Raw genomic sequence first — 22127 nt, 5'->3', positions numbered from 1 at the left:
GTGCGCGAAAACGGGCCGGAACCTGTACGGTTTCGGCCCGTGGCGTGTTGCGGGATGCAGGCGGGGCTGGGGGGATCAGCGGGAGCGGTTCAGGCGAAGGTCACCAGCAGCGGAATGACGTGCAGCGTGCGCGACATCTCGCGGGTAGGCAGCAGACGCCAGCGCAGCGAACCTTCGGCCCGGTCCATGGCGCTGGCGATCTTTGCCACCACGCCGGGCAGGTCGATGACCGGGTGCCGTTCGAAGACCTGCGGCAGGCCGTAGGTGAGGTTGCAGGCCAGACAGTGCCCGGGCCGCTGGGTGAGCCGGAACGAGAACTCCATGCCGTTCTCGCCCTCGCCCTCGAAGGCCAGGGCGATATCGTAGGCGCCGTCTTCCGCGTCACCGTACAGGGCGTCGAAGAAGGCGTCGGCGCGGTCGGACGGAAACATGGCGGCAAGCCGTTGCGGGGTGAAGATGCTTTCGCTGCTGGTGGTGGGCATCGGTGATCTCCCTTTTCGCGGCAGTGGCTGGCGGCGGTGGGAAGCGGATCGGCACGGAGGGCCGGAGCGGCGAAACCCCTTGCCATTGCCGGAGTTCGCGGAAAATCTGGCTAGCACGCGCGGGGCGGCGAGGCAACCCCCTTACAGGGCGGAAACCGGATGCGCCCCCCGGTGCTCCGCCCTGCGTCCTAGCCCATGCGGCGCAGCACGTCGGCCACGTCGGCGGGCAGGATCACCGGCTGGCGCACCACGCGGGCAAGGTCGAACCCGGCCCCCAGTTCGCGCGGCACGGCAGGCCCCGGCGCATCGCGCAGCCCAAGCCGCCAGGCAAGATAGCCCGTGATCGCCCTGGGCGACACGCCCGCCTCGCGCAGGGCGGCCACGGTCAGCGAGCCGTGCCGCTTGGCCAGCCGTTCGCCCTCGTGGTCCAGCAGCAACGGCACGTGCACGTAGTCCGGCACCGGCGCGCCCAGCAGGCGGTACAACCATATCTGGCGCGGCGTGCTGGACAGGATGTCGTCACCGCGCACCACCTGGGTGATGCCCATGGCGATGTCGTCCACCACTACCGCCAACTGGTAGGCGAACACCCCGTCGGAGCGGCGCACCGCGAAGTCACCGCCGCAGTCGGCCAGCGACATGCGCTGCGGCCCGGCAATGCGGTCGATGAAGGTGACCGTCGTCTCGCCGCAACGTACCCGCATGGCCGGACGTCGCCCTTGGGCCAGGCGCCGGGCGCGGTCGTCCGGGCCCAGAGCGCGGCAGGTGCCGGGGTAGGCGGGGCCGCATTCTCCGGCGTGCGGGGCGGAGGCCAGCGAGCGCAGTTCCTTGCGGGTGCAGAAACAGGGATAGACGTGCCCTTCCCGTTCCAATCGGGCCAGCGCATCGGCGTAAAGGGCAAGGCGTTCGCTCTGGGAATACGGGCCACAGGGGCCGCCGCGCGCGGGCATGCGAGCGGGGCCGGGTACATCGGCCGGGACAGCCGGCAGATCGGACCGCAGGTCGGGCAAATCCGGAAATTCCGGCCCCTCGTCCCAGTCCAGCCCCAGCCACAGCAGATCGCGGGCCATGCCCGCCACGAATTCCGGGCGCGAACGGTCCGGGTCGATGTCCTCCATGCGCAGCACCACCTGCCCCCCGGCGGCACGGGCGCACAGCCACGCCATCAGGAAGGCTCCGGCATTGCCGAGGTGGATGTGCCCCGTAGGGCTGGGGGCCAGCCGCCCGCGAACGGGGCGCTGGCGGTCCGCCGGTGCGTCGGCCTGGGAACCGGAACGGGGAGCGGCGTGCGCAGACGGTGCGCCCGTCCCCCGCGTGATGATGGGAGAATCCTGAAACGGCATGCCCGTACCGGCATCACCTTCCGCTCGGAATGTCAAGGACGGGGCTGAACAAGAAACGGGACGCGACCGTCCGCATTGACGAGCACACCAAGTAATCACATATTTTCAAATAATTATGCATACAACAACAAACAAACGACAAACAGACAACATTTCTCCACGGTCACCAGAACGACAAAGAGGATACGAGACGTCATCTCGTATCCTCTTGCTCTCTGGTGCGCCCGACAGGAATCGAACCTGTGGCCTACAGCTTAGGAGGCTATCGCTCTATCCGACTGAGCTACGGGCGCAGGAATCGATGGTGTCTAGACGATGCCGCTACGCATTGTCAAGGTCACTATCCCTCCGTCACCTGCCCGGCCAGCCGCACGGCCAGGGCGCGCAGTTCCCTGCCCTCTTCAAGGCCGTCGATGAACCGTTGCGGAATGCCGGACAATCCCACCTGCGCCCCCACCAGCGCCCCGGTGAGGATGGCCCGCACCTGGTTCTGCCCGCCGCCGTTCACCGCGTGCAGCACGGCGGACTCGAAGTCGTCGCAAAAGCGCGCCGCAAGATAGTAGGCCGCCGGAAGCATGTGGTAGATGGCGCAGGGCATGCCGTACACCAGCGAGACCTTCCACGCCGGTTCGATGCGGATGCCCGGGTCCGCCGCTGCCGCCGCCATGTAGCCGGGCGACAGCAGCGCATCCGGCGAGGCGAAGCGGCCCGCGCGCGGCGGGTCCGGGTCGCCGGGGCGCGGGGCCTGCAATCCGTCGCGCGTCACGGCATGAAACGGCAGCGCGCCGTCCTTCACCAGTTGCATCAGTTTTCCGGAAATGGCCGGATCCAGCCGATGGCCCTGCACCAGCATGGCCAGCACCGCGCCGTAGGCCACGGTGAGCGACAGCACCACATCGTCCGCCTGGGTGAGCGCCGCGTTGGCGCTGACGGCGGCGGCCAGTCGCGCGGGCTGCGTGGCGTAGCGCACCGCGATGGCCAGGGTACGCTCGATGGCCTCGGTGGTGTCCGCATGCCCGGCGACCTGCCCCCACTCCAGCCCCTGCTCCACCCTGCGCCGCCACGCCTCGCGGATGGACTGGCTGGTGTAGTTGCCCGGCCCGCTCACCGGCTGCCCGTTGAGCAGCGGGAACAAGTCCTCGTCCATGCGGCGGCAGAAGTCGGCCTGGTCGTAGTCCCCGCGCTCCACCAGCGAGCGTACCGTCAGTTTCAGGATGAACCCCGCCTGCGAAAGCTGTCCGGCCTTCATGCCGTCGTGGTAGCGGCCCGGTTTCGGATCGGTGTACCCGCTGATCCACTCGCCGTAGTCGCGCCGCAGTTCGGCAAGGTCGTAGTACCAGTGCGGGCCGAGGCCCAGCCCGTCGCCTATCCACGCGCCCATGAGCGCCCCGGCGGCGCGGTCGAGCATGGAATCAGGTGTTGTCGTCATGGCTGCACTCCTGCACGGATGAAAGAACAAGGGAGGTTGCGGCACGCGCACTCAAGGCGTCCCACCTTCAACCATTGCTTGAATCTGCCCGAACATACCACGTTCCGGAACAAGCGACACCCCGCACGCGGCAATGCAGCCCGAACGACAAGGCGGCCACGGATATACCGCAGCCGCGCGCAACCACTTGGGGCACCTGCCAATGACGCCGCCGCCCCTCTCCCCTACCCGATGTCGTACTCCCGCATTTTCCTGTAGAGCGTCTTGCGGCTGATGCCCAGCGCGGTGGCGGCCAGCGAGCGGTTGTTGTCGTAGAATTCCAGAATCCTGGCGATGTGCTCGCGCTCCATGGCCTCCAGCGTCAGCGGGCCTTGCGACTCCCCTGTTGCGCCGTGCTGCCCCGGCGCGCCGCCCCCGGCCATCCCACCTGCCTGCCCGCCTCCCGCGCCGCCCGTCCCGCCCGCCAGCCCGGCCAGTTCGCGCGGCAAGGCATGTTCGGTGATCAGGTTGTTTTCCGCCAGGATGATGCTGCGTTCCAGCACGTTGCGCAGTTCGCGCACGTTGCCCGGCCAGGCGTACTGCATCAGGCAGGCCATGGCCCGGTCCGAGATGCGCAGGTCGTCGCGCCCGTTGCCGAGGCGGGCCAGAAAGAATTCGGCCAGCAGGGGAATGTCCTCCTTGCGTTCGCGCAGGGGGGGCATTTCGATGTTGAACACGTTGATGCGGTGGTACAACGCCTCGTGAAAGCGCCCGGCCTCCACCTCTCCGGCCAGCGCCCGGTTGGTGGCGAAGATGAGCCGGATGTCGCAGCTGCGGTGGTCCTTCTCCCCCACCCGGCGGTAGGTCTTGTTCTCCAGCACGCGCAGCAGCGATGCCTGCACCTCCACCGGCAGTTCGCCTATCTCGTCCAGGAACAGCGTGCCCTTGTTGGCGAAGGCCATCAGCCCGTCGCGGCTTTCTAGCGCGCCGGTGAACGATCCGCGCACGTGGCCGAACAGTTCGCTGCGGGCCAGTTCCTTCTGCAACGTGGCGCAGTTCTTGATGATGAACGGCTTGTCCGCCCGGCTGCCCAGCGACTGGATGGCGTGGGCGGCCACCTCCTTGCCCGCCCCGCTCTCGCCGGTGATCAACACGGGCACGTCGGTGGGGGCCACCTTTTCGATCAGGTAGCGCACCTCCTTGATGCTCTGCGAATTGCCGATCAGGGTCACCGCCGGGCGCGCCCCGTCGCGCGCGTGGCGCAGGGCGCGGTTCTCGTTGCGCAGAAAGGCCCGCTGGTAGGCCCGCTCCACCACCACTTCCAGTTCGGTCAGGTTGAACGGCTTGGTGATGTAGTCGTAGGCGCCCAGCTTCATGGCCTCCACGGCGTTGTCGATGTTGCCGTGCCCGGTGATCAGGATGACTTCGGTATCCGGGTAGCGCTGGCGCAGTTCCACCATGAACTCAATGCCGTCGGCATCCGGCAGGCGGATGTCCAGCACCACCACCTCGTAGGTGGCCCGGCGCAGCCGTTCGCGCGCCTGGCGGGCGCTGGTGGCCACGTGCACGGCCCGGATGGGGGTGGAAAGCTCCTTTTCCAGCAGCTTGCCGATGGACGGCTCGTCGTCCACGGCCAGCACGGTGTAGGCGGTGCGCACGTCGGTTACTCCGGCGGAAGCGGCAGCGTGACGGTGAACGTGGAGCCCTCGCCGACCCGGCTTTCCACGCGGATGTCGCCGCCGTGTTCCGTGACGATGGTGTAGCAGGTGGACAGTCCGATGCCGATGCCCCGGCCCACCGGCTTGGTGGTGAAGAACGGCTCGAACAGCGAGTCGAGATGCTCCGGCGGGATGCCGCTGCCCGTGTCGCGCACGGAAAATCCCGCGTGGCGCCCCTGGCGGAACGGGGTGACGGTGATGACCGCCGCGCCGCCCTGCCCGCCCAGCGCGTCAAACGCATCCAGCGCGTTCACCAGCAGGTTCAGCATCACCTGCTTCAGCTGCGCCTCGCACCCCAGCACCACCGGGGCCGTGGGACACGGCCGGGCGTCGATGCGCACGTGGTGGTACTTGGGCTGCTTCAGGTGGTTGTGCAGCAGCTTCAGGGTGTCGCCCACCACGCCGTTGAGATTCACGGGCGAGAACTCCGAGGAATGCGGCCTGCTGAAGGTGAGCAGCGAATGCACGATCTCCTGGCAGCGGCGGCATTCGCCAAGGATGGTCCCCGCGTAGTCCGCGAGGTCGGCGTGCATTTCCGGGTCCACCGCGCCGCGCAACCGCTCCACCCGGCGCAGGATGCCCTCCGCGAAGCCGTGGATGGCCGTGAGCGGGTTGTTCACCTCGTGCGCCACCCCGGCGGCCAGCATGCCCACGGTGGCCATCTTCTCGGCCTGGTGGAACTTGGCCTGGAACTCCTTTTCCAGGGTCACGTCGCGCTTGAAGATAAGAATCTGGCGGTCCTGGGTGGCCGGGTCCTTGATGGGCGAGGCCACCATCTCGAACTGCAACTTGCGGCCGTTGATGCGGAAGATGGACGTTTCGCGGCACACCTCGTCGGTGACGAACGAACGGTGCGCCGGACATTCCGGACAGGGGTGGTCCTGCTGACGGAAGATTTCGTAGCAGTAGCGGCCCTCCGGCGCGCGCACCCCCAGGATATCGTAGAACACGTGGTTCACGGCGATGATGCGCAGGTCCTTGGAAAGCACCATCATCAGGTCGGTGATGCCGTCCAGGATGGCCTCTATCTCCAGGCGGCTGCGCTCCGATTCGCGGTGGGCGGCCTTCAGTTGCACGATGGTCTGGCGCAGTTCCTGAAAGAAGCCCAGCTTGCTGTGCTCTATGCCGATGAGGTCGTCGAGGCTGGTGGATTGGGGCATGTCACCACGCCTCTTCGCAGATGGCCAGCAGGTCCTGCCAGGTGACCGAGCGCGGGTTGGTCAGGGTGCAGGCGTCGTTGACCGCCGTGCGGGCGATGGTTTCCAGCGCGGACCGGTCGGGCAGCAACTGCCCCAGCCGCACCGGCACGCCCAGCCCGGCGAAGAATTCGTGCAGCCGTTCTATGCCCGCGCGGGCGATGCTTTCCGCGCTGGCCACGCGCGGCCCCACCACGATGCGCCCGATGGCCGCCAGCCGGTCCACGCTCACCGGCAGGTTGTAGCGCATCACGTGCGGCAGCAGCACCGGGTGCACCAGCCCGTGCAGCACGTCGAACATGCCGCCCAGCGAATGGGCCAGCGAATGGCCGATGCCGAGCCCCGCGTTGCTGAACGACATGCCCGCCGCCGTGCTGGCGATGCTGAGCTGTTCCAGCGCCTCCGGATCGCGCCGTTCCACGGCGGGCATCAGGTTGGCCATGATCAGTTCCATGGCGCGCAGCGCCTGGTGGTCGGTGAACGGCGAGGCCAGCAGCGAAAGGTACGATTCCACGGCGTGCGCGAAGGCGTCGATGGCCGAGGCGATGATCAATTCCTCGCTCTTGGTCAGCAGCACCTGCGGGTCGATGATCGACACGTTGGGAATCAGCGACCGGCTGATGATGGACATCTTCAGGCGGCGCTCCACGTCGGTGATGATGCAGAACTGCGAGATGTCCGACCCGCTGCCCGCCGTGGTGGGCAGAAAGATCATGGGCGGCAGAGGCCGCATGATCTTGTTGGCCCCCTCGTAGTCGCTGATGCGCCCGCCGTTGCCCACGATGGTGCCGATGCCCTTGGCCGTGTCCATGGGGCTGCCGCCGCCCAGGGCGATGACCACGTCGGTCCGCTCGTCGCGGTAGATCTGCGCGCCGTGGTGCACCTGATGGTCGCGCGGGTTGGAGTTGCAATCGGAAAAGTACACCCATTCGAGGCCGTTGCCTCCCAGGATGTCCATGACCCGCTCCACCCAGCCGCTGGATTCCAGCCCCTTGTCGCTGACCAGCAGCACGCGGGAAGCGCCCAGCCTGCGGGCGCACGGCGCGAGGTGGTCAAGGCTGCCATGCCCGAAGATGATCTCCGGGATGGCGAACTTGGTGATCCGCATGATGTCCCTGCTCCCGAAGCGCCGCACCGTGCCACGGAGCGGCGCCTGCCCTGTGTGTCGTGCCCTGCCGGGCGGCCCGGCCGACCGGAACGGCGGCCCGCCCGCATCCCTCCGCGCGGCGTCCCACAACGCCACGCGGGGTTTCCGTGCGCCCTCCCACAAGGGCGGCACGGCAACATCGCCGCGTCCGGCAGGCTACGTCAGCAGCCTGCACACCGGCGCGGCGTCCGAGCCGCCCTGACCGTGCAGGGCGAGGCCCGCACCGGCGGCATGCGCGCCGCTGGACCCGTGGACCGGATGAACAATCACGAGCCCGTCGGAACGGGTGACCATATCGCGGATATAACCACGCCGGACGAATTCCTGCAACAGCGGCAGGATATCCCGGTCCTTTCCCCTGGGAGCCATGGCCCGCAGGCGTTGCGGGTCGATCAGGCAGGTTTCGCGCAGGGTCCAGGCCACCCCCAGCAGCCATTTGCCAAGTCCGTCGCGGCCCAGCGCGGCCCGGTCGGCGATGAAGCGGGCCGTGCCCGGCGCGTCGCGCAGCGCCTCGAACGGCTCCGGCCCGAACTCTATGCGCAGGGAGCCGGACGCCTCGTCGCGCACCACGGCGGACAGCAGTTGCATCCGCGCCGTAAACCGGCCATCGCCGCAGGTCATGCGCGCCTCGTGCAGGCGGTGCAGCCGCGCGGCGAAGCGCGCCGCCCCTGCCCTGCCCGTCACCCCGGCCAGGCGGGCGGGCTCGTCGGCCGGGCAGCGCAGCCGGGGCACGCGTCCGCCCTGGCGCAAGGCCAGCAGCGCGCAGGCCAGATAGACGTCCAGGTCTCCCTGGTCCAGCCATGGCCCTTCGCAGGTGACCACGGCAGACAGGACCAGCGGCGTCACCGGGCGCAGGCAATGCCGCCCGGCGCGCAGATAGGTGGCGGCGAACAGGTCCGAAGCCAGGAACAGGGAGGGGATGTGGCCGAGAAAGGCGCGCTCGTCGGCGATGCTCCAGGCGGGCACGCCGACGGATGCGACGGGACGGCCGACGGACGCCAGAAGGGCGGCGTCCGGATCGCCAAGGGGAGAAGATTCGAAGGGGGATGGAAGAAACACGAACGCCTCCCGTGCCGACCGGGGACGCGGCGCGCACCCGGCGGATCGGCTGTCGGCGGACCGGCCTGCGGCACGGGCGTTGCGTGCCCGCCGCTGGCGGCCTGCCTGTGTCCTTCGCCCCGCGGGAGGCTGCGCGGGACGGGCATGGGACGCCGGACCCTGGAGATGACGGACGGCCGGGTGCCTCTTTCCGGCCGTCCGCCCCTCCATTGCGCCGGACCGCACCCGGTGCGGACCGGCTCCGCGCGCGCCGTTGCGTCAGTCGTCGCGCGCGGAACGTGCACGCACCGGCGGCCGCCGGTGCGCAAAGGGCTAGGCGTGCACTTGCGCCAGCATGGCGGTAAGGGCGCGCAGGTGGGCGCGTTCTTCCGCGATGCAGGCATCCACGGCCGCCTTTTCACGGGCGGGCACCAGTTCGCGCATTTCGGTGAAGAACAGCAGGGTGTCCTTCTCGAACTGGATGGCCATGCGCAGGGCGGTGGCGTGGTCGTCGGCGGCCCCCTTGAGCGAGGTCAGGGTGCCGGACTGGGTGAACAGCGCGTGCGAATCGAGCAGCGCGTGCAGATATTCCACGTATTCGGAGGCGATGCTCCACGCGGGCAGTTCCACGGGGCCGACGCGGTCGGCCATGGCGCGGAAGATCGCCTCGTGCCTGGCCTCTTCGGCGGCAAGGTGCTCGAACAGCGCCTTGACCTCGGGCTTGGTGGCCATGGCCACGGCCTGGCTGTACACGTCCTGGCCGCGCTGCTCGATGCGGATGGCGGCGGCGGTGACGTCGGCGGCGTTGAAGAACTCGGCCATATGTTCTCCCTGTGTCCCCCCGGCGCGACGGTCCCGCGCCGGGGGCTTGTGGACTTTACGAACGTATTCTCGGGGCTGGCGGAGAACGGTTATCCCCTCCGCCAACGCTCCCGCCCTCAAGGCAGGATTTTGTTCGCTGGCAAGGAAACCAAGCCCGCCAGGCGGGAGCATACTCTTCTCGTATTCGACCGCATGGCGGGCGCCGGTTGACGCAGCCAGCGGGCAAAAGCCAACTTGCGGCTAGAGTTCGTTGGGCAAATCGCGCAGCTCGGCATACGTGAACACCGGCCCGTCCACGCAGACGTACTTGGTGCCGATGTTGCAGCGCCCGCAGATGCCGATGCCGCACTTCATGCGCCGTTCCAGCGTGGTAATGATCTGCTCGTCGGCGAAGTGCAGTTTCTTCAACGCCTCCACCGTGAACTTGATCATGATAGGCGGGCCGCACAGCACGGCCACGCTGTTGGCGTTGGGCGGGGCCAGGTCCAGCAGCACGTGGGGAATCAGCCCGGCGCGGTGCGGCCAGTCCTCGGGGGCCTGGTCCACCGTCAGGGTGGTATTCATGTCGGTGCGGGCCAGCCAGTCCTGCACGTCGTCGCGGAAGGCCATGTCGTTGGGGGTGCGCGCGCCGTACAGCAGCGTGATGTTGCCGTAGTCGGCGCGGTTGTCCAGCATGTACAGCAACAGAGTGCGCAGCGGGGCCATGCCGATGCCCCCGCCCACGAACACGATGTCCTTGCCGCGCATGGCCTCGAACGGGAACCAGTTGCCCAGCGGGGCGCGCACGCCCACCTTGTCGCCGGGCTTCAGGCCGTGCAGGGCGGCGGTCACCTCGCCCGCGCGCATGATGCTGAATTGCAGGTAGTCCATGCGGGTGGGCGGCGAGTTGATGACAAAGGTGGATTCGCCCACGCCGAACAGCGAAAGCTGGCCCACCTGGCCGGGATTGAAGCGGAAGGCTTCCATGCGCGCCGGATCGTCGATGCGCACGCGCAGGGTCTTGATGGCCGGGGTTTCCTGCACGGTTTCCAGCACGGTGGCCACGTCGGGCAGGTAGGGGTTGTCGGTGAACCCCGTGCCCAGGGTAGTGGCGTGCGCGCCCGCTTGCGGAGTGATGGCGTCAGGCATTGGGGGTCTCCTTCGCGTCGGGTTCGGTGGCGCGCACCACCATCTCGCGGATGTCCACGGACACCGGGCAGCCGGTGATGCAGCGGCCGCAGCCGTTGCACGACACCACGCCCTCGTGCAGCCGGGGGTAGTACGAGAACTTGTGGCCCACGCGGTTGCGCAGGCGCAGGGCCTTGCCCATGCGCGGGTTGTGGCCGCTGGCCTCGCGGGTGAACAGCGAGGACATGCAGTTGTCCCAGCTGCGCAGCCGCCTGCCGCGCATGCCGTCGCCGCCGTCGTTCTCGTCGGTGATGTTGAAGCAGTAGCAGGTGGGGCACAGGTAGGTGCAGGCCCCGCAGGACAGGCACTTGTCGGACATGTCGCGCCAGAAGTCCGCGTCGCCGAAGCATTCCAGCAGGCGGTCCGGGGTGGTGGACAGGTCCGGGGCCGGGCTCTGCGCGTTCAGGGCCGCCAGGGTGGCGGCGTGCGCGGCCTGGGCCGCATCCGAGCGGGCGGCGTCGGCCTCGGGCAGGCCGGCCTGCTCCAGCACGGCCCCGCCGCGTTCGGTGACGGCCACGGCCACGAAGCCGCTGGCATCGCCACTGCCGACGGGCGTCAGCAGGATGTCCGAGCCGGTGGTGTCCGCCGGGCCGCAGCCGGTCCAGTGACAGAAGCAGGTGGACCCGGCCTTCGTGCAGGCCAGGGTGACCACCACGGTGGCCTCGCGCCGCGCCGCGTAGTACGGGTCGCGGTGGGGGCCGTTCAGGTACACCCGGTCGAAGATGTGGAAGCCGCGCGCGTCGCACGGACGGCCGCCGAAGATCAGCGCCGGTTCGATGTCCACGGTGGAATCCAGGCGCACGGTGGTGCGGCCGGGGTCGTTGGGGTCCTTTTCGCGGATGAAGGCGAACAGCCGCTCGCTCTGCGGAAAGATGACGCCCTTGGGCGGCACCGTGGCGCGGGCCAGCAGCGGTTCCTCGCCTTCCGCGCGGGGGCGGAAGACCACGGCGTCGCCTTCCCTGCGGGGCGCGTACGTCACGCGGCCCCGCGCCATGAGGTCGAGGGCGCGGGCAAGCTCGCCGCGCGCGATGTATCGTGCGAAGCTCATCACAGCCCATGCTCCTTAATGTTCTTTTCTTCCACGGCAAAGCACAGCAGCGGCGGCACCGCGTTCACGTCCACCCCGGCGCGGTAGTCGAACAGGGTGCGCACCGAGCGGTTCATCCACTGCTTGAGGGCCAGCACCGGGATGTTCACCGGGCAGGCCCGCTGGCATTCGCCGCATTCGGTGCAGCGCCCGGCCAGGTGCAGGGCGTGGATGACCTGGAACTGCAACTTCTCGCGGATGTTGCCTTCCTGGGTGGTCCAGTGCGGGTCGCGGGTTTCGGCGATGCAATGGTCGCGGCACACGCACATGGGACAGGCGTTGCGGCAGGCGTAGCAGCGCAAGCAGCGGTCCATCTGGGCGCGCCAGAAGCCACGCCGCTGTTCCGGGGTCATGGCGTCCAGGGCTTCGAGACTGGGTGGCGCGTCGGGCGCGGGACCAGCCGGGGCGGAGGCGTTGCCCTCCACCACGTCGCCCAGCAGGGGCACGGGAGTGTCGCAGGTGCGGCACTTTTCGGCCACCACGTCCGCCAGCCTGAGGCGGGCCGGGACTTCGCCTTCAATGGACAGGCCGTCGCCGTCAACGCCCACCGCTGCGGGAGCCGTGTCGGTGCAGGCCGCGTCACCCGCGCCGTCCAGCGCCTTCTGCACGCGGGTCACGTCCACCACGCCCTCGCAGGCCATGCCGAACACCCGCACGTTGTCGGGCTCGATGAGCTGTTCCTGCAACAGTTCGATGACCGAACGGCTGTCGCATCCCTTCACCACCACGCCCACCTTGCGGTTCTTGAACTGCGGCAGGTAGGTGGCCAGGTTGTGCACGTTCAGCGGTCCCCAGGTCAGCTTGTCCACGTCCTCGGGCTTGCGCATGAACAGCGGCGTGGCGTGCAGCGCGTCGAAGCCCTGCTGCCAGCCGATGACGCAGTCCAGTTCCGGCAGGGCCGCGCGGATCTTCTCGCGCAACTGCTCCAGCGAGGCGGCCAGCGTGCCCGCCGCAGGATACGCCAGCGGACGTAGCGGCGCGCGCGGGGTGTCGCCCTTTTCCACCAGCGGCAGGTAGGGTGCGGCTTCCTCGATGCGCGGGGCGTGCCCCAACTGGTGCACCTTCTCGACGAAGGACGATACGACGGTCTTCCAGCGCTGCCCTTCCGACGCCGAAACCCAGGTGTACTGGAAGCGGTCCGGGTCGATGCCCAGGGCGGGCAGGAATTCCTTCAGGGTTTCAAGCCGTCGCCGGGCATAGAAGTTGCCCTGGCTGTAGTGACAGTCGCGCGGGTGGCAGCCGGAGACCAGCACCCCGTCCGCGCCGCTGAGCAGCGCTTTCACCACGAACATGGGGTCCACGCGGCCCGAACAGGGCACGCGGATGATGCGCAGGTCCGTGGGCTGCGAGAAACGCCCGACCCCGGCGGTGTCGGCACCGCCGTACGAGCACCAGTTGCACAGGAACCCTACGACGCGGAGTTCCTTCCCCTTCAGGACAGGCATAGTGCGTTGACCTCCGCGAGGATCTGATTGTCGGTGAAGTGCTGCAACTGGATGGCCCCCTGCGGGCAGGTGACCGTGCAGATGCCGCAGCCCTGGCACACCGTTTCAATGACGCGGGCCTTCATCTCGCCGCGCAGTTCCATCCATTCGATGGCCCCGTAGGGGCAGGTGGTGATGCACTTGCCGCAGCCCACGCAGCGGCGCACGTCCACCTGCGAGATCTGCGGGTCGCTTTCCAGCCTGCCGCGCGAGAAGAGGCCCAGCACCTTGGCCGCCGCCGCGCTGCCCTGCCCCACCGAGGACGGGATGTCCTTGGGACCCTGGCACGCACCGGCAAGGTAGACCCCCGCGGTATTGGTTTCCACCGGACGCAGCTTGCAGTGGCTTTCCATGAAGAAGCCGTAGTTGTCGTAGGAAATGCGCAGTTTTTCCGCCAGTTGCGGAGCCCCGCGCGAGGATTCCGCCCCCACGGCCAGCACCACCAGGTCTGCGGCCACCTCCACCTGTTCGCCGAGCAGGGTGTCCACCCCGCGCACGAGGTAGGTGTCGCCCTGCGGGACGATCATGGACACCCGGCCGCGCACGTACTGCACGCCGTATTCCTCCATGGCCCGGCGGGTGAACTCCTCGTACATCTTCCCGTTGGCGCGGATGTCCATGTAGAACACGTAGCTGCGCGAATCGGGGATGTGGTCCTTGGTCAGCACCGCCTGCTTGGCGGTGTACATGCAGCAGAAGCCGCTGCAGTACGGCCGGTCCACGGAACGGTCGCGCGAGCCCACGCACTGGATGAACACCACCGTCTTGGGCTCCTTGCCGTCGGACGGGCGCTTGACGTGCCCGCCCGTGGGGCCGGAGGCCGACAGCAGCCGTTCGTACTGGAGCGAGGTGATCACGTCCGGGTAGCGCCCGCCGCCGTATTCCGTGTACCGTGTGTAGTCGAACAGGTCGTAGCCCGTGGCCGCGATGATGGCCCCCACTTCCTCGGTGACCACCTCGTCTTCCATGTCGTAGCGGATGGCCCCGGTGGGGCACACCTTGGCGCACACGCCGCACTTGCCCTTGACGAACTGGCGGCACGAGGTCGGGTCGATGATGGCCTTCTTGGGGATGGCCTGCGGGAACGGGATGTTGATGGAGGTGGTGACGCCCACGTGCTCGTTGAACGCGTCGGGCGACTTCTTGCTGGGGCACTTTTCCATGCACAGGCCGCAGCCGGTGCACAGTTCCCAGTCCACGTAGGTGGCCCTGCGCCGCACGTCCACCTTGAAGTTGCCCACGTAGCCGCCGATCTTCTCGACCTCGGCATGGGCGTACAGGCGGATGTTGGGGTGCTGGGACACGTCCACCATTTTGGGCCCCAGGATGCAGCTTGAACAGTCAACGGTGGGGAAGGTCTTGTCCAGCTTGGCCATCTTGCCGCCGATGGTCGATTCGCGCTCCACCAGCACCACTTCGATGCCGCCGTCGGCGCAGTCCAGCGCGGCCTGGATGCCCGCCACCCCGCCGCCGATGACCAGCACGCGCTTGGTCACGTCGAACGACTTGGGGTACAGCGGCGCGTTCAGGCGCAGCTTTTCCACGGCCATGCGGACCAGTTCCGCCGCCTTGTTGCTGTTGGCCTCGCGGTCCTTGCCGATCCATGAAACATGTTCACGGATGTTGGCCATTTCGAACATGTAGCGGTTCAGCCCGGCCCGCTCCACCGTGCGGCGGAAGGTGGGCTCGTGCATGCGCGGGGTGCACGAGGCAACCACCACGCCGTCCAGCGCATGTTCCCTGATGGCGTCCACGATGGCCGCCTGCCCCGGCTCGGAGCACGCGTACATGGTGTCGGAGGAAAAGACCACGTCGGGATAGGCGCGGGCCGTTTCCGCCACGCTGGGCACGTCCACGGTGCCGCCGATGTTGCTGCCGCAGTGGCAGACGAAAACACCTATTCTCATGCCCTGCCCCCTTCATTCGCTGCGGCGGCCTGCTTGGCCTGCGCCGCCTTGGCGGCCTGGGCGGCGGCCTTGGCGGCCTGCGCGGCCTCTTCGGCCTGCCGTGCCGCGACAACCTGCGCCGCGCGGCGGAAGGCGATGGCCGGGTCAACGCACAGCTGTTCCAGCCCCAGTTCCGCGTCGGGCACGCCCAGGGCGCGCCCCAGCAACTGGGTGAAGTAGAACACCGGCATGTCCACGGCCTTGCCGCCGGGCCATTCCACCTGCGACTGGCGCAGGTCCAGGTTCATCTGGCACAGCGGACAGGCCACCACCACCGCGTGGGCCCCGGCGTCGCGCGCCGCGCCCAGCAGCCGCCCGGAAAGCCGGGCCACGATGTCCCGCCGCGTGACGCCGTACGAGGCCCCGCAGCATTCCACCTTGTAGGGGAAGGGAACCACCTCGGCGCCCAGCGCCGTGAGCAGGTCGTCCATGGAGGTGGGGTTTTCCGGATCGTCGAAGCGCATGACATCCGCCGGGCGGGTCATGATGCAGCCGTAATAGGGGGCCACGCGCAGTCCGGCCAGAGGCTGGCGCACCCTGGCGCGGATGGCGTCCAGCCCCACGCGGGTCACCAGCGTTTCCAGCACCGACTGGACGTCGGGCAGCGCGGCCAGTTCATCGGCGGGCTGGTCCAGCAGACGGCCGACCTTGGCGCGGAACGCCGTGTCGGTCATGCGGTGGCGGGCGGTCTTGAGGTTGGAAAGGCAGCTCGGACAGGGGGTGGCCACGGCGTCGCAGCCCGCGCGGGCCGCGCCCACCAGATTGCGGGCCGAAAGCGCGCCCGACAGCGCGTGTTCCAGCGCGTGGGCCGGGGTGGAGCCGCAACAGCTCCAGTCCGGAATGTCCGTCAGCTTCACGCCCAGCGCCGCGCAGGCGGCCCGGGTGGAGCGTTCGTACTCGCGCGAGGTGCCGAGCCCCGAACAGCCGGGGTAGTAGGCGAGATTCATCGCGTCCTTTCCTCCTCGTAGCGCTGGAAGATGCGGGCGATTTCGTCCCGGCCCCGGATGCCGTGCGGCATGGGGGAAAGTTTGCCCTTGGGCGCTATGCGCGGCAGCAGGTCGATGTCCGTCCACACCCTGCCGGTGCGGGCCACGTAGTTGGCCACCACGCCCAGTTCGTAGACCCGGCCGTGCTTGCGCACCGACGCCAGAAAGGCGTCCCAGAAGGTGGTCACGCCCTTCTCGGCCACCCGGCCCTCTCGCCGGGCGATGTGGCGCAGCACGTCCATCACCCGCGCCACGTCGATGTTGTTGGGGCAGCGGGTGGTGCAACTGGAGCAGGACAGGCACAGCCAGATGGACCGGCTGTTCAGTATCTTGTCCTTCCGGCCCGCCTGCAGGTTGCGCATGATCTGGCTGACCTGGATGTCGTAGGCGAACCCGCACGGACACCCCGCCGTACAGTTGCCGCACTGGTAACAGTGCGTAAGATCCTGCCCGCTCTCCTCCATGACCGCATGGATGAAGTCTTCGTCGCGGACAGATTCAAGGTTGGTCACGTCCATGTCGTTTCCCGGCACGTTGCGGTTGCGCGCTCGCGGATGCCGCCGCGGGAAGGGAAGGAGCCCGCCTTCCCGCGGCGGCCGAAAGCGCAAGTGGGGACATTGCCAAAACCGGTCGGGGCCTATCCGGTCCGCTCCGGGAAGGGAGGGACCATCTTTGGGGGCCCTTCACGCGCCCGCGCGAGGATGTTGGTGCATCCTCCGCGCGGGCCGTCTGCAGGTGGGGTTGCCCGCCGTCACCCTGAAAAGGACCACGCCCGGCTTTGTCTGTACCCCTTACATGGCCGCTTCGTAAATGGCCGCGACATCGGCATCGGTGGGACAGCGCGGATTGGTCAGGCCGCAGGCGTCCTTCTGGGCGTTCTTGGTCATGATGGCGATGTCCTTGGGCTTCACGTCCTTGCCGTAGCGCTTGCCAAGGGCCACCAGACCGGCGGGGATGCCCACGTCGGCCGACAGGCGCTTGATGGCGCAGATGGCCTTTTCCGCCGCGTCGCGCACCGAAAGGCCGCTGATGTTCTCGCCCATCAGTTCGGCGATGCGGGCAAAGCGGTCCAGCTTGGCGATGAGGTTGAACTGCGAGACGTGCGGCAGCAGGATGGCGTTGCATTCGCCGTGCGGCAGGTCGTAGAAGCCGCCCAGCTGGTGGGCCATGGCGTGCACGTGGCCGAGGCTGGCGTTGTTGAAGGCCATGCCCGCCAGGTACTGGGCGAAGCACATGCGCTCGCGGGCCTCGATGTCGCGCCCGTTGGCCACGGCGCGGCGCAGGAAGGTGGCGATGAGCGTGATGGCCTGTTCGGCGCAGGCGTCGGTCATGGGGGTGGCGATGGTGGAAACGTAGGCTTCCACGGCGTGGGTCAGGGCGTCCATGCCGGTGGCGGCGGTCAGCGCCGGGGGCATGCCCATCATCAGCAGCGGGTCGTCCAGGGCGATGCTGGGGGTCACGCGCCAGTCCACGATGGCCATCTTCACCTTGCGGCTGGTGTCGGTGATGATGCAGAAGCGGGTCATTTCCGAGGCCGTGCCCGCCGTGGTGTTCACGGCCACGTAGGGCGGCATGGGCTTGGTGGACTTGTCCACGCCCTCGAAGTCATGGATCTTGCCGCCGTTGGCGATGACCAGGCCGATGCCCTTGCCGCAGTCGTGCGAGCTGCCGCCGCCCAGGGTGATCAGGCTGTCGCACTTGTTCTTCTTGTAGACTTCCACGCCCTTGTGGACGTTGTCGTCGGTGGGGTTGGGGATGGTCTCGTCGTACACAAAGTAGGCCATCTTGGCGGCGTCCAGCAGATCGGTGATCTGCTTCAGGATGCCCGCCTTGACTATGCCCATGTCGGTGACGATGAGCGGCTTGGACCCGCCGAGCGCCTTGATCTTTTCGGGAATGGCCCTGGATGCGCCGATGCCGATCAGGGTAACGCTGGGAATGAAGAATCCGTAGACCTGTTCCTGCACTGCCATGTCTGCCTACCTCGCTGAGTTGGGGTTAGCGACGTCATTGCGGAGCCCGTAATCTCCGCGAACACTCCTGCCCCCATTCAGCAAGGACGGGGCCAAAGTCTCTTTTCCTTATATTCCGTTATACTGCATGATTCCCCGCCTGCACGGCTGGCGACAACTGGCCCGGACAGGCGCGGCCATGCCCGCCCGCCGGGCACGGTACATCCTCTTTTCGTGTCTGTGGGGTCCCGCAAGGCAAGGCGGGGCGCGGGCTGGCGGGCCGGGGGACAGAATGGGCCACCTGGCGATGCCGATTGGGTCGAAACGCTACATGTGCTAGAAAAAGCACAATAAGCACGCCATAGATGGAAATCGTGATTGTTTTCACGAAACACTCTCGATTTTTCCGGGTCACGCGTGTAACGGAATGCGTGTCCCTGTTACAAACGACACATGCACGGCTTTGCTTGCGCGGTGCGGACGGGCGCTGGTAGGCGGGTCATGCTCAACGACATATCCAACGGCAGGCAAACACCGGAGGCAGCCATGGCAGGCAGGCAACAGGTGTACAGCGTGTGCGGCATGTGCAGCGTGCGCTGTCCCATCGTGGTGGAAGTGGAGGACGGCAAGGCCGTCCGCATCGAGGGCAACCCCAAGTCGCCCCTGAAGGGTGCGCTGTGTCCCAGGGGCGCGGCGGGCATCGCGCTGGAAATGGACACGGAGCGTCCGCAGCGCCCCCTGATCCGCGTGGGTGAACGCGGCGAGGGCAAATGGCGCGAAGCCTCGTGGGACGAGGCGCTGGACCATGTGGCCGCACGGCTGAAGGACATCACCGCCGCCCACGGCGGGCGCAGCGTGCTGTTCTCCGACCGGGGCGGCCCCTTCGTGGACCTGCACCAGGCGTTCATGCGCGGCATCGGGTCGCCCAACTACTGCAACCACGACAGCGCCTGCGCGCGCAACGTGCAGCACGCCGCCAAGTCGGTGATGGGCATCGGCCGCAAGGAAGTGGTCTACGACTACCGCAACTGCAAGCATCTGGTGCTGCAAACCCGCAACATCCTTGAAGCCATCAACGTGGCCGAGGCCAACGCCGTGCTCGACGGCATGGAAAAGGGCTGCAAGCTCAGCGTGGTGGACATCCGCGCCACCTACACCGCGGGCAAGGCCGACAATTTCTACATGGTTCGCCCCGGCAGCGACCTGGCCTTCAACATGGCCGTGATCCATGTGCTGATCAACGAGGGGTTGTACAACAAGCCCTATGTGGAAGCGCACGTGCAGGACTTCGACGCGCTGGCCGAGCACGTGGCCGCGTGCACCCCGCAGTGGGCCGAAGGCGAGACCGGCGTGCCCGCCGCCGCCATCACCGCGCTGGCCCGCCAACTGGCCGAGGCCGCGCCCCACGTCATCTGGCATCCCGGCTGGATGGTGGCCCGCTACGACGATTCGTTCCACGTCTGTCGCACCGCGTACATCATCAACGCCCTGCTCGGCTCCATCGGGGCCAAGGGCGGCCTGCCCATCGCCAACAAGCCCGGCGACGTGGGCCGCAAGGGCCTGAAGAAGCTGGTGGACCTGTACCCCGCCCCCGAAGAGAAGCGCGCCGACGGCGTGGGCTGGCGGCACACCCAGTTCGACGGCGGCCCCGGCCTGATCAACCTGGCCTACGACGCCATCGTCACCGGTGATCCGTACCCGGTCAAGGCGTACATCTGCTACCGGCACGACCCGCTGATGGCCATGCCCGACGCCGACGCCATGAAGCGCAAGTGGGAAGGGCTGGACCTGCTGGTCAGCGTGACCTTCTCGTGGTCGGACACGGCGTGGCATTCCGACGTGGTGCTGCCCCTGTCCACCTACCTTTCGCGCGAGAGCATCATCGCCTCCAAGGGCGGGCTGAAGCCGCAGTTCTTCGTGCGCAAGCGGGCCATGCAGTCCACGCTGGACACCAGGGCCGACTGGGAAATCCTGTGCGGGCTGGCCAAGCGCCTCGGCATGGACAAGCTGGCCTTCGAGCGCATCGAGGACATCTGGGAATACCAGTTGCAGCCCACGGGCGTGACCATGGCCGACTTCGACGCCAAGGGCTTCGTGGAACTGTGCGACGCGCCCAAGTACCGCGATGACGCCGAACTGAAGTTCCCCACCTCGTCCGGCAGGCTGGAAATGATCAGCCCCAAGTGGACCAAGGCCGGGGAACCCAGCCTGCGCGCCTACGCCGCGCCGCCCGCGCCGCCGCAGGGCATGTTCCGCATCGCCTTCGGGCGCACGGCCCTGCACACCCAGGGGCATACCGTGAACAACCCCCTGCTGGCCGAGCAGATGCCCACCAACGTGGCCTGGATCAACACCGGCCGGGCCGCCGAACTGGGCATCGCCGACGGCGACCTGCTGGAAGTGCTGGACGCACGGGGCGCCGCCGCCGGGCGGCTGCGCGCCTTCGTCACCGACTTCGTGCACCCCGAGGCGCTGTTCATGGTGCACGGGTTCGGCCACCGGCTGCCGGTGGAATCGCGGGCGCGGGGCAAGGGCGTGGCCGACCAGGACCTGATGCCCGGCGGGCTGGAGCGCTACGACCGGGCCGGGGGCGGCATATCCATGCAGGAACACTTCGTGGCCGTGCGCAAGGCCGCGGCCAGGGCATAGGGGACAGCACATGAGCACCTACTGCATCGTCACCGACGAGCGCCGCTGCATCAGTTGCAAGGCGTGTGAAGTACATTGCAAGGTCAAGAACGCCATGCCCGTGGGCATCAAGCTGGGCGTGCACTTCACCGAAGGCCCCGTGGCCGGTCCCGGAGGCGCGCCCGCCTACCGCACCCTGTACATGCCCTGCTTCCACTGCGAGGAGCCGGAATGCGTGGACGTGTGTCCCACCGGGGCCATGACCAAGCGCGAGGCCGACGGCATCGTGTACGTGGAGGCCGACGACTGCATCGGCTGCGGCGCGTGTCTGGAAGCCTGCCCCTGGCACATCCCCCAATGGAACGAGGACGGCGACAAGGCCGTGAAGTGCGACCTGTGCATGGACCGCATCGACGCCGGGCTGAAGCCCGCCTGCGTCACCGGCTGCACCACCCATGCGCTCTCGCTGGTGGGCCAGGACGACCCGCGCTACGCCGAACAGCGCCAGCGCGCCCCGCAGCGACCGGTGGCGGAGAGATAAGATAGCCGTATCGCCAAATACGCGCCCCCCGGAAGGACACGCATGTCCTTCCGGGGGGCTTCACGTTGTCCGTCCCTGCCCGGCTATCCCGCCACCGTCACGCCAAGGCGCTTTGCCGCGTCCTCAAGGCTCTTGCGGGCGTAAGGCACCCTGTTGCCGGTGCTGTTGGACCGCACCGCCTCCACCAGTTGCGGGTCCGCCGTGTGCGGCGAACCGCTGTCGAACGGGGGGTGCGGGTCGTATTCCATGATCAGCTGCCACATCCGGGCCGTCTGCTCGCCGTGGATGAGCGCAAGCAGCACCAGCCCGAAGTCGATGCCCGAACTGACGCCCGCCCCGATGACCCGGTTGCGGTCGCGCACCACCCGTTCGCGCACGGGCGTGGCCCCGAAGTAGGCAAGCTCGTCCACCATGGTCCAGTGGGCCGTGGCGCGGTAGCCTTTCAGCAGCCCCGCCGCCCCCAACAGGAACGACCCGGTGCAGACGCTGGTGACCCATGTCGCGCGCTGCCCCACGTGGGCCACCCATTCGATGATGTCCGGCTGCACGATCTGCGCGTACGGGTTGCTGGTGCCCGGCACGCACAGGATGTCCGCCGCGCCCACATCGCCGAAGGTTGCCGTGGGCAGCAGCCCCAGCCGCTTGTCCGACGTGGTTTCCGCATACACCGGATCCGCGTTGCGCCACACGTAGTCCACCGTGAAGCCCGAATTGGCCAGCACGGTGGCCGGGCCGATCATGTCCAGCGCGGTCATGCCGTCGAACAGCAGAAAGGCGATGTGCGGCGTTTCGCCCGTGCGTGCGGGCGCGGGCTGCGGTTGCGCTTGCTGCGCGGCGGCACTGTCCGGCAGCAGCCCCGCGCCCGACGCGCCCGCAACGGCCAGTGCTCCAAGGCACGACAGCGTGAATTCCCTGCGGTTCATGCGATATCCTTTGGTGGGCGCCCGCCGTGGGACACCCGGTTGGGATGGTTCCGTATCCATCCCACAGGTATCACCCTGCCGGAACCGCGAAACCGGCAAGCTTGCCATGGGGCGAAAGAATCTTGCCATTCGGCGCGTTTTCGCCAACCCTTTCCCCCACGGCATCCCTTTTGACGTAGGGTGCAGGCACATGCACGCCCCGCCGCGCCAGCGCCCCGGCAGAACCCCTTGCCCCCACGCCCCCATGCAACAACCCCAC

General features: G+C 68.0%; 18 protein-coding genes and 1 tRNA gene. 2 read left to right on the top strand and 17 right to left on the bottom strand.

The window, feature by feature from the left end:
* Positions 1-89 precede the first annotated feature (89 nt).
* The 16 genes from ACR4XJ_RS15835 to ACR4XJ_RS15760 form a co-directional block, all read right to left on the bottom strand.
* The gene (locus ACR4XJ_RS15835; protein ID WP_434756110.1) at positions 90-482 is read right to left on the bottom strand and encodes a pancreas/duodenum homeobox protein 1; all 393 of its coding nucleotides are present in this window, start codon (positions 480-482) and stop codon (positions 90-92) included.
* Positions 483-670: 188 nt separating this feature from the next.
* Complete coding sequence (gene gluQRS / locus ACR4XJ_RS15830) at positions 671-1702, bottom strand: tRNA glutamyl-Q(34) synthetase GluQRS (RefSeq protein WP_434756129.1); 1032 nt, start codon at positions 1700-1702, stop codon at positions 671-673.
* A gap of 339 nt (positions 1703-2041) precedes the next feature.
* Positions 2042-2118 (bottom strand) — tRNA-Arg (locus tag ACR4XJ_RS15825).
* 47 nt (positions 2119-2165) lie between these two features.
* Positions 2166-3233 (bottom strand): ADP-ribosylglycohydrolase family protein, encoded by a 1068-nt coding sequence (locus tag ACR4XJ_RS15820; protein ID WP_434756128.1) that lies wholly within the window; start codon positions 3231-3233, stop codon positions 2166-2168.
* A 245-nt stretch (positions 3234-3478) separates the two neighbouring features.
* Entirely contained in the window at positions 3479-4891 is a 1413-nt protein-coding gene (locus ACR4XJ_RS15815; RefSeq protein ID WP_434756109.1) for a sigma-54-dependent transcriptional regulator, read from the bottom strand.
* 5 nt (positions 4892-4896) lie between these two features.
* On the bottom strand, positions 4897-6111 hold the full coding sequence (locus ACR4XJ_RS15810; RefSeq protein WP_434756108.1) for an ATP-binding protein: 1215 nt from the start codon (positions 6109-6111) through the stop codon (positions 4897-4899).
* A 1-nt stretch (position 6112) separates the two neighbouring features.
* Positions 6113-7255: an iron-containing alcohol dehydrogenase gene (locus tag ACR4XJ_RS15805; RefSeq protein ID WP_434756107.1), complete on the bottom strand. Its 1143-nt coding sequence runs from the start codon at positions 7253-7255 to the stop codon at positions 6113-6115.
* A gap of 195 nt (positions 7256-7450) precedes the next feature.
* Entirely contained in the window at positions 7451-8353 is a 903-nt protein-coding gene (locus ACR4XJ_RS15800) for a hypothetical protein (protein ID WP_434756106.1), read from the bottom strand.
* Between the two features lie 312 nt (positions 8354-8665).
* Complete coding sequence (locus ACR4XJ_RS15795) at positions 8666-9154, bottom strand: ferritin-like domain-containing protein (RefSeq protein ID WP_434756105.1); 489 nt, start codon at positions 9152-9154, stop codon at positions 8666-8668.
* 240 nt (positions 9155-9394) lie between these two features.
* Complete coding sequence (locus tag ACR4XJ_RS15790) at positions 9395-10282, bottom strand: FAD/NAD(P)-binding protein (RefSeq protein ID WP_333506546.1); 888 nt, start codon at positions 10280-10282, stop codon at positions 9395-9397.
* Positions 10275-11369 carry a 4Fe-4S dicluster domain-containing protein gene (locus tag ACR4XJ_RS15785; protein WP_434756104.1) on the bottom strand — a complete coding sequence of 365 codons (1095 nt, stop codon included), beginning with the start codon at positions 11367-11369 and terminating at the stop codon, positions 10275-10277. Before ACR4XJ_RS15785 ends, ACR4XJ_RS15790 begins: the two co-directional genes overlap by 8 nt.
* Positions 11369-12853 (bottom strand): hydrogenase iron-sulfur subunit, encoded by a 1485-nt coding sequence (locus ACR4XJ_RS15780; RefSeq protein ID WP_434756103.1) that lies wholly within the window; start codon positions 12851-12853, stop codon positions 11369-11371. Before ACR4XJ_RS15780 ends, ACR4XJ_RS15785 begins: the two co-directional genes overlap by 1 nt.
* Positions 12841-14799: a CoB--CoM heterodisulfide reductase iron-sulfur subunit A family protein gene (locus ACR4XJ_RS15775; protein WP_333506549.1), complete on the bottom strand. Its 1959-nt coding sequence runs from the start codon at positions 14797-14799 to the stop codon at positions 12841-12843. The genes ACR4XJ_RS15780 and ACR4XJ_RS15775 overlap by 13 nt, the downstream gene beginning before the upstream one ends.
* Positions 14796-15785, bottom strand: a complete 990-nt coding sequence (locus ACR4XJ_RS15770) for a CoB--CoM heterodisulfide reductase iron-sulfur subunit B family protein (RefSeq protein ID WP_434756102.1) — start codon at positions 15783-15785, stop codon at positions 14796-14798. The genes ACR4XJ_RS15775 and ACR4XJ_RS15770 overlap by 4 nt, the downstream gene beginning before the upstream one ends.
* Positions 15782-16342, bottom strand: a complete 561-nt coding sequence (locus tag ACR4XJ_RS15765) for a 4Fe-4S dicluster domain-containing protein (protein WP_434756101.1) — start codon at positions 16340-16342, stop codon at positions 15782-15784. The genes ACR4XJ_RS15770 and ACR4XJ_RS15765 overlap by 4 nt, the downstream gene beginning before the upstream one ends.
* A gap of 273 nt (positions 16343-16615) precedes the next feature.
* The gene (locus tag ACR4XJ_RS15760) at positions 16616-17797 is read right to left on the bottom strand and encodes an iron-containing alcohol dehydrogenase (protein ID WP_434756100.1); all 1182 of its coding nucleotides are present in this window, start codon (positions 17795-17797) and stop codon (positions 16616-16618) included.
* 480 nt (positions 17798-18277) lie between these two features.
* Here ACR4XJ_RS15760 and ACR4XJ_RS15755 point away from each other — a divergent pair, with 480 nt between their 5' ends.
* Positions 18278-20425 (top strand): molybdopterin-dependent oxidoreductase, encoded by a 2148-nt coding sequence (locus ACR4XJ_RS15755; RefSeq protein ID WP_434756099.1) that lies wholly within the window; start codon positions 18278-18280, stop codon positions 20423-20425.
* A gap of 10 nt (positions 20426-20435) precedes the next feature.
* The gene (locus ACR4XJ_RS15750; protein ID WP_434756098.1) at positions 20436-20945 is read left to right on the top strand and encodes a 4Fe-4S dicluster domain-containing protein; all 510 of its coding nucleotides are present in this window, start codon (positions 20436-20438) and stop codon (positions 20943-20945) included.
* An 83-nt stretch (positions 20946-21028) separates the two neighbouring features.
* Here the strand turns inward: ACR4XJ_RS15750 and ACR4XJ_RS15745 are convergent, their stop codons facing one another.
* Positions 21029-21868 carry a DJ-1/PfpI family protein gene (locus ACR4XJ_RS15745; protein WP_434756097.1) on the bottom strand — a complete coding sequence of 280 codons (840 nt, stop codon included), beginning with the start codon at positions 21866-21868 and terminating at the stop codon, positions 21029-21031.
* Positions 21869-22127 lie beyond the last annotated feature (259 nt).

The sequence above is a fragment of the Nitratidesulfovibrio sp. D1 genome (assembly GCF_051133415.1).
In the GTDB taxonomy this organism is placed as follows: domain Bacteria; phylum Desulfobacterota; class Desulfovibrionia; order Desulfovibrionales; family Desulfovibrionaceae; genus Cupidesulfovibrio.
Note: the sequence above shows the minus strand (reverse complement) of the source record. Positions and strands in the feature narration are given on the sequence as shown.

Coding starts and splice junctions, on each gene's coding strand:
- ACR4XJ_RS15835 (WP_434756110.1), bottom strand. CDS start 482: ATGCCCACCACCAGCAGCGAAAGCATCTTCACCCCGCAACGGCTTGCC.
- ACR4XJ_RS15820 (WP_434756128.1), bottom strand. CDS start 3,233: ATGCTCGACCGCGCCGCCGGGGCGCTCATGGGCGCGTGGATAGGCGAC.
- ACR4XJ_RS15810 (WP_434756108.1), bottom strand. CDS start 6,111: ATGCCCCAATCCACCAGCCTCGACGACCTCATCGGCATAGAGCACAGC.
- ACR4XJ_RS15805 (WP_434756107.1), bottom strand. CDS start 7,255: ATGCGGATCACCAAGTTCGCCATCCCGGAGATCATCTTCGGGCATGGC.
- ACR4XJ_RS15795 (WP_434756105.1), bottom strand. CDS start 9,154: ATGGCCGAGTTCTTCAACGCCGCCGACGTCACCGCCGCCGCCATCCGC.
- ACR4XJ_RS15790 (WP_333506546.1), bottom strand. CDS start 10,282: ATGCCTGACGCCATCACTCCGCAAGCGGGCGCGCACGCCACTACCCTG.
- ACR4XJ_RS15785 (WP_434756104.1), bottom strand. CDS start 11,369: ATGAGCTTCGCACGATACATCGCGCGCGGCGAGCTTGCCCGCGCCCTC.
- ACR4XJ_RS15780 (WP_434756103.1), bottom strand. CDS start 12,853: ATGCCTGTCCTGAAGGGGAAGGAACTCCGCGTCGTAGGGTTCCTGTGC.
- ACR4XJ_RS15775 (WP_333506549.1), bottom strand. CDS start 14,799: ATGAGAATAGGTGTTTTCGTCTGCCACTGCGGCAGCAACATCGGCGGC.
- ACR4XJ_RS15770 (WP_434756102.1), bottom strand. CDS start 15,785: ATGAATCTCGCCTACTACCCCGGCTGTTCGGGGCTCGGCACCTCGCGC.
- ACR4XJ_RS15765 (WP_434756101.1), bottom strand. CDS start 16,342: ATGGACGTGACCAACCTTGAATCTGTCCGCGACGAAGACTTCATCCAT.
- ACR4XJ_RS15760 (WP_434756100.1), bottom strand. CDS start 17,797: ATGGCAGTGCAGGAACAGGTCTACGGATTCTTCATTCCCAGCGTTACC.
- ACR4XJ_RS15755 (WP_434756099.1), top strand. CDS start 18,278: ATGCTCAACGACATATCCAACGGCAGGCAAACACCGGAGGCAGCCATG.
- ACR4XJ_RS15750 (WP_434756098.1), top strand. CDS start 20,436: ATGAGCACCTACTGCATCGTCACCGACGAGCGCCGCTGCATCAGTTGC.
- ACR4XJ_RS15745 (WP_434756097.1), bottom strand. CDS start 21,868: ATGAACCGCAGGGAATTCACGCTGTCGTGCCTTGGAGCACTGGCCGTT.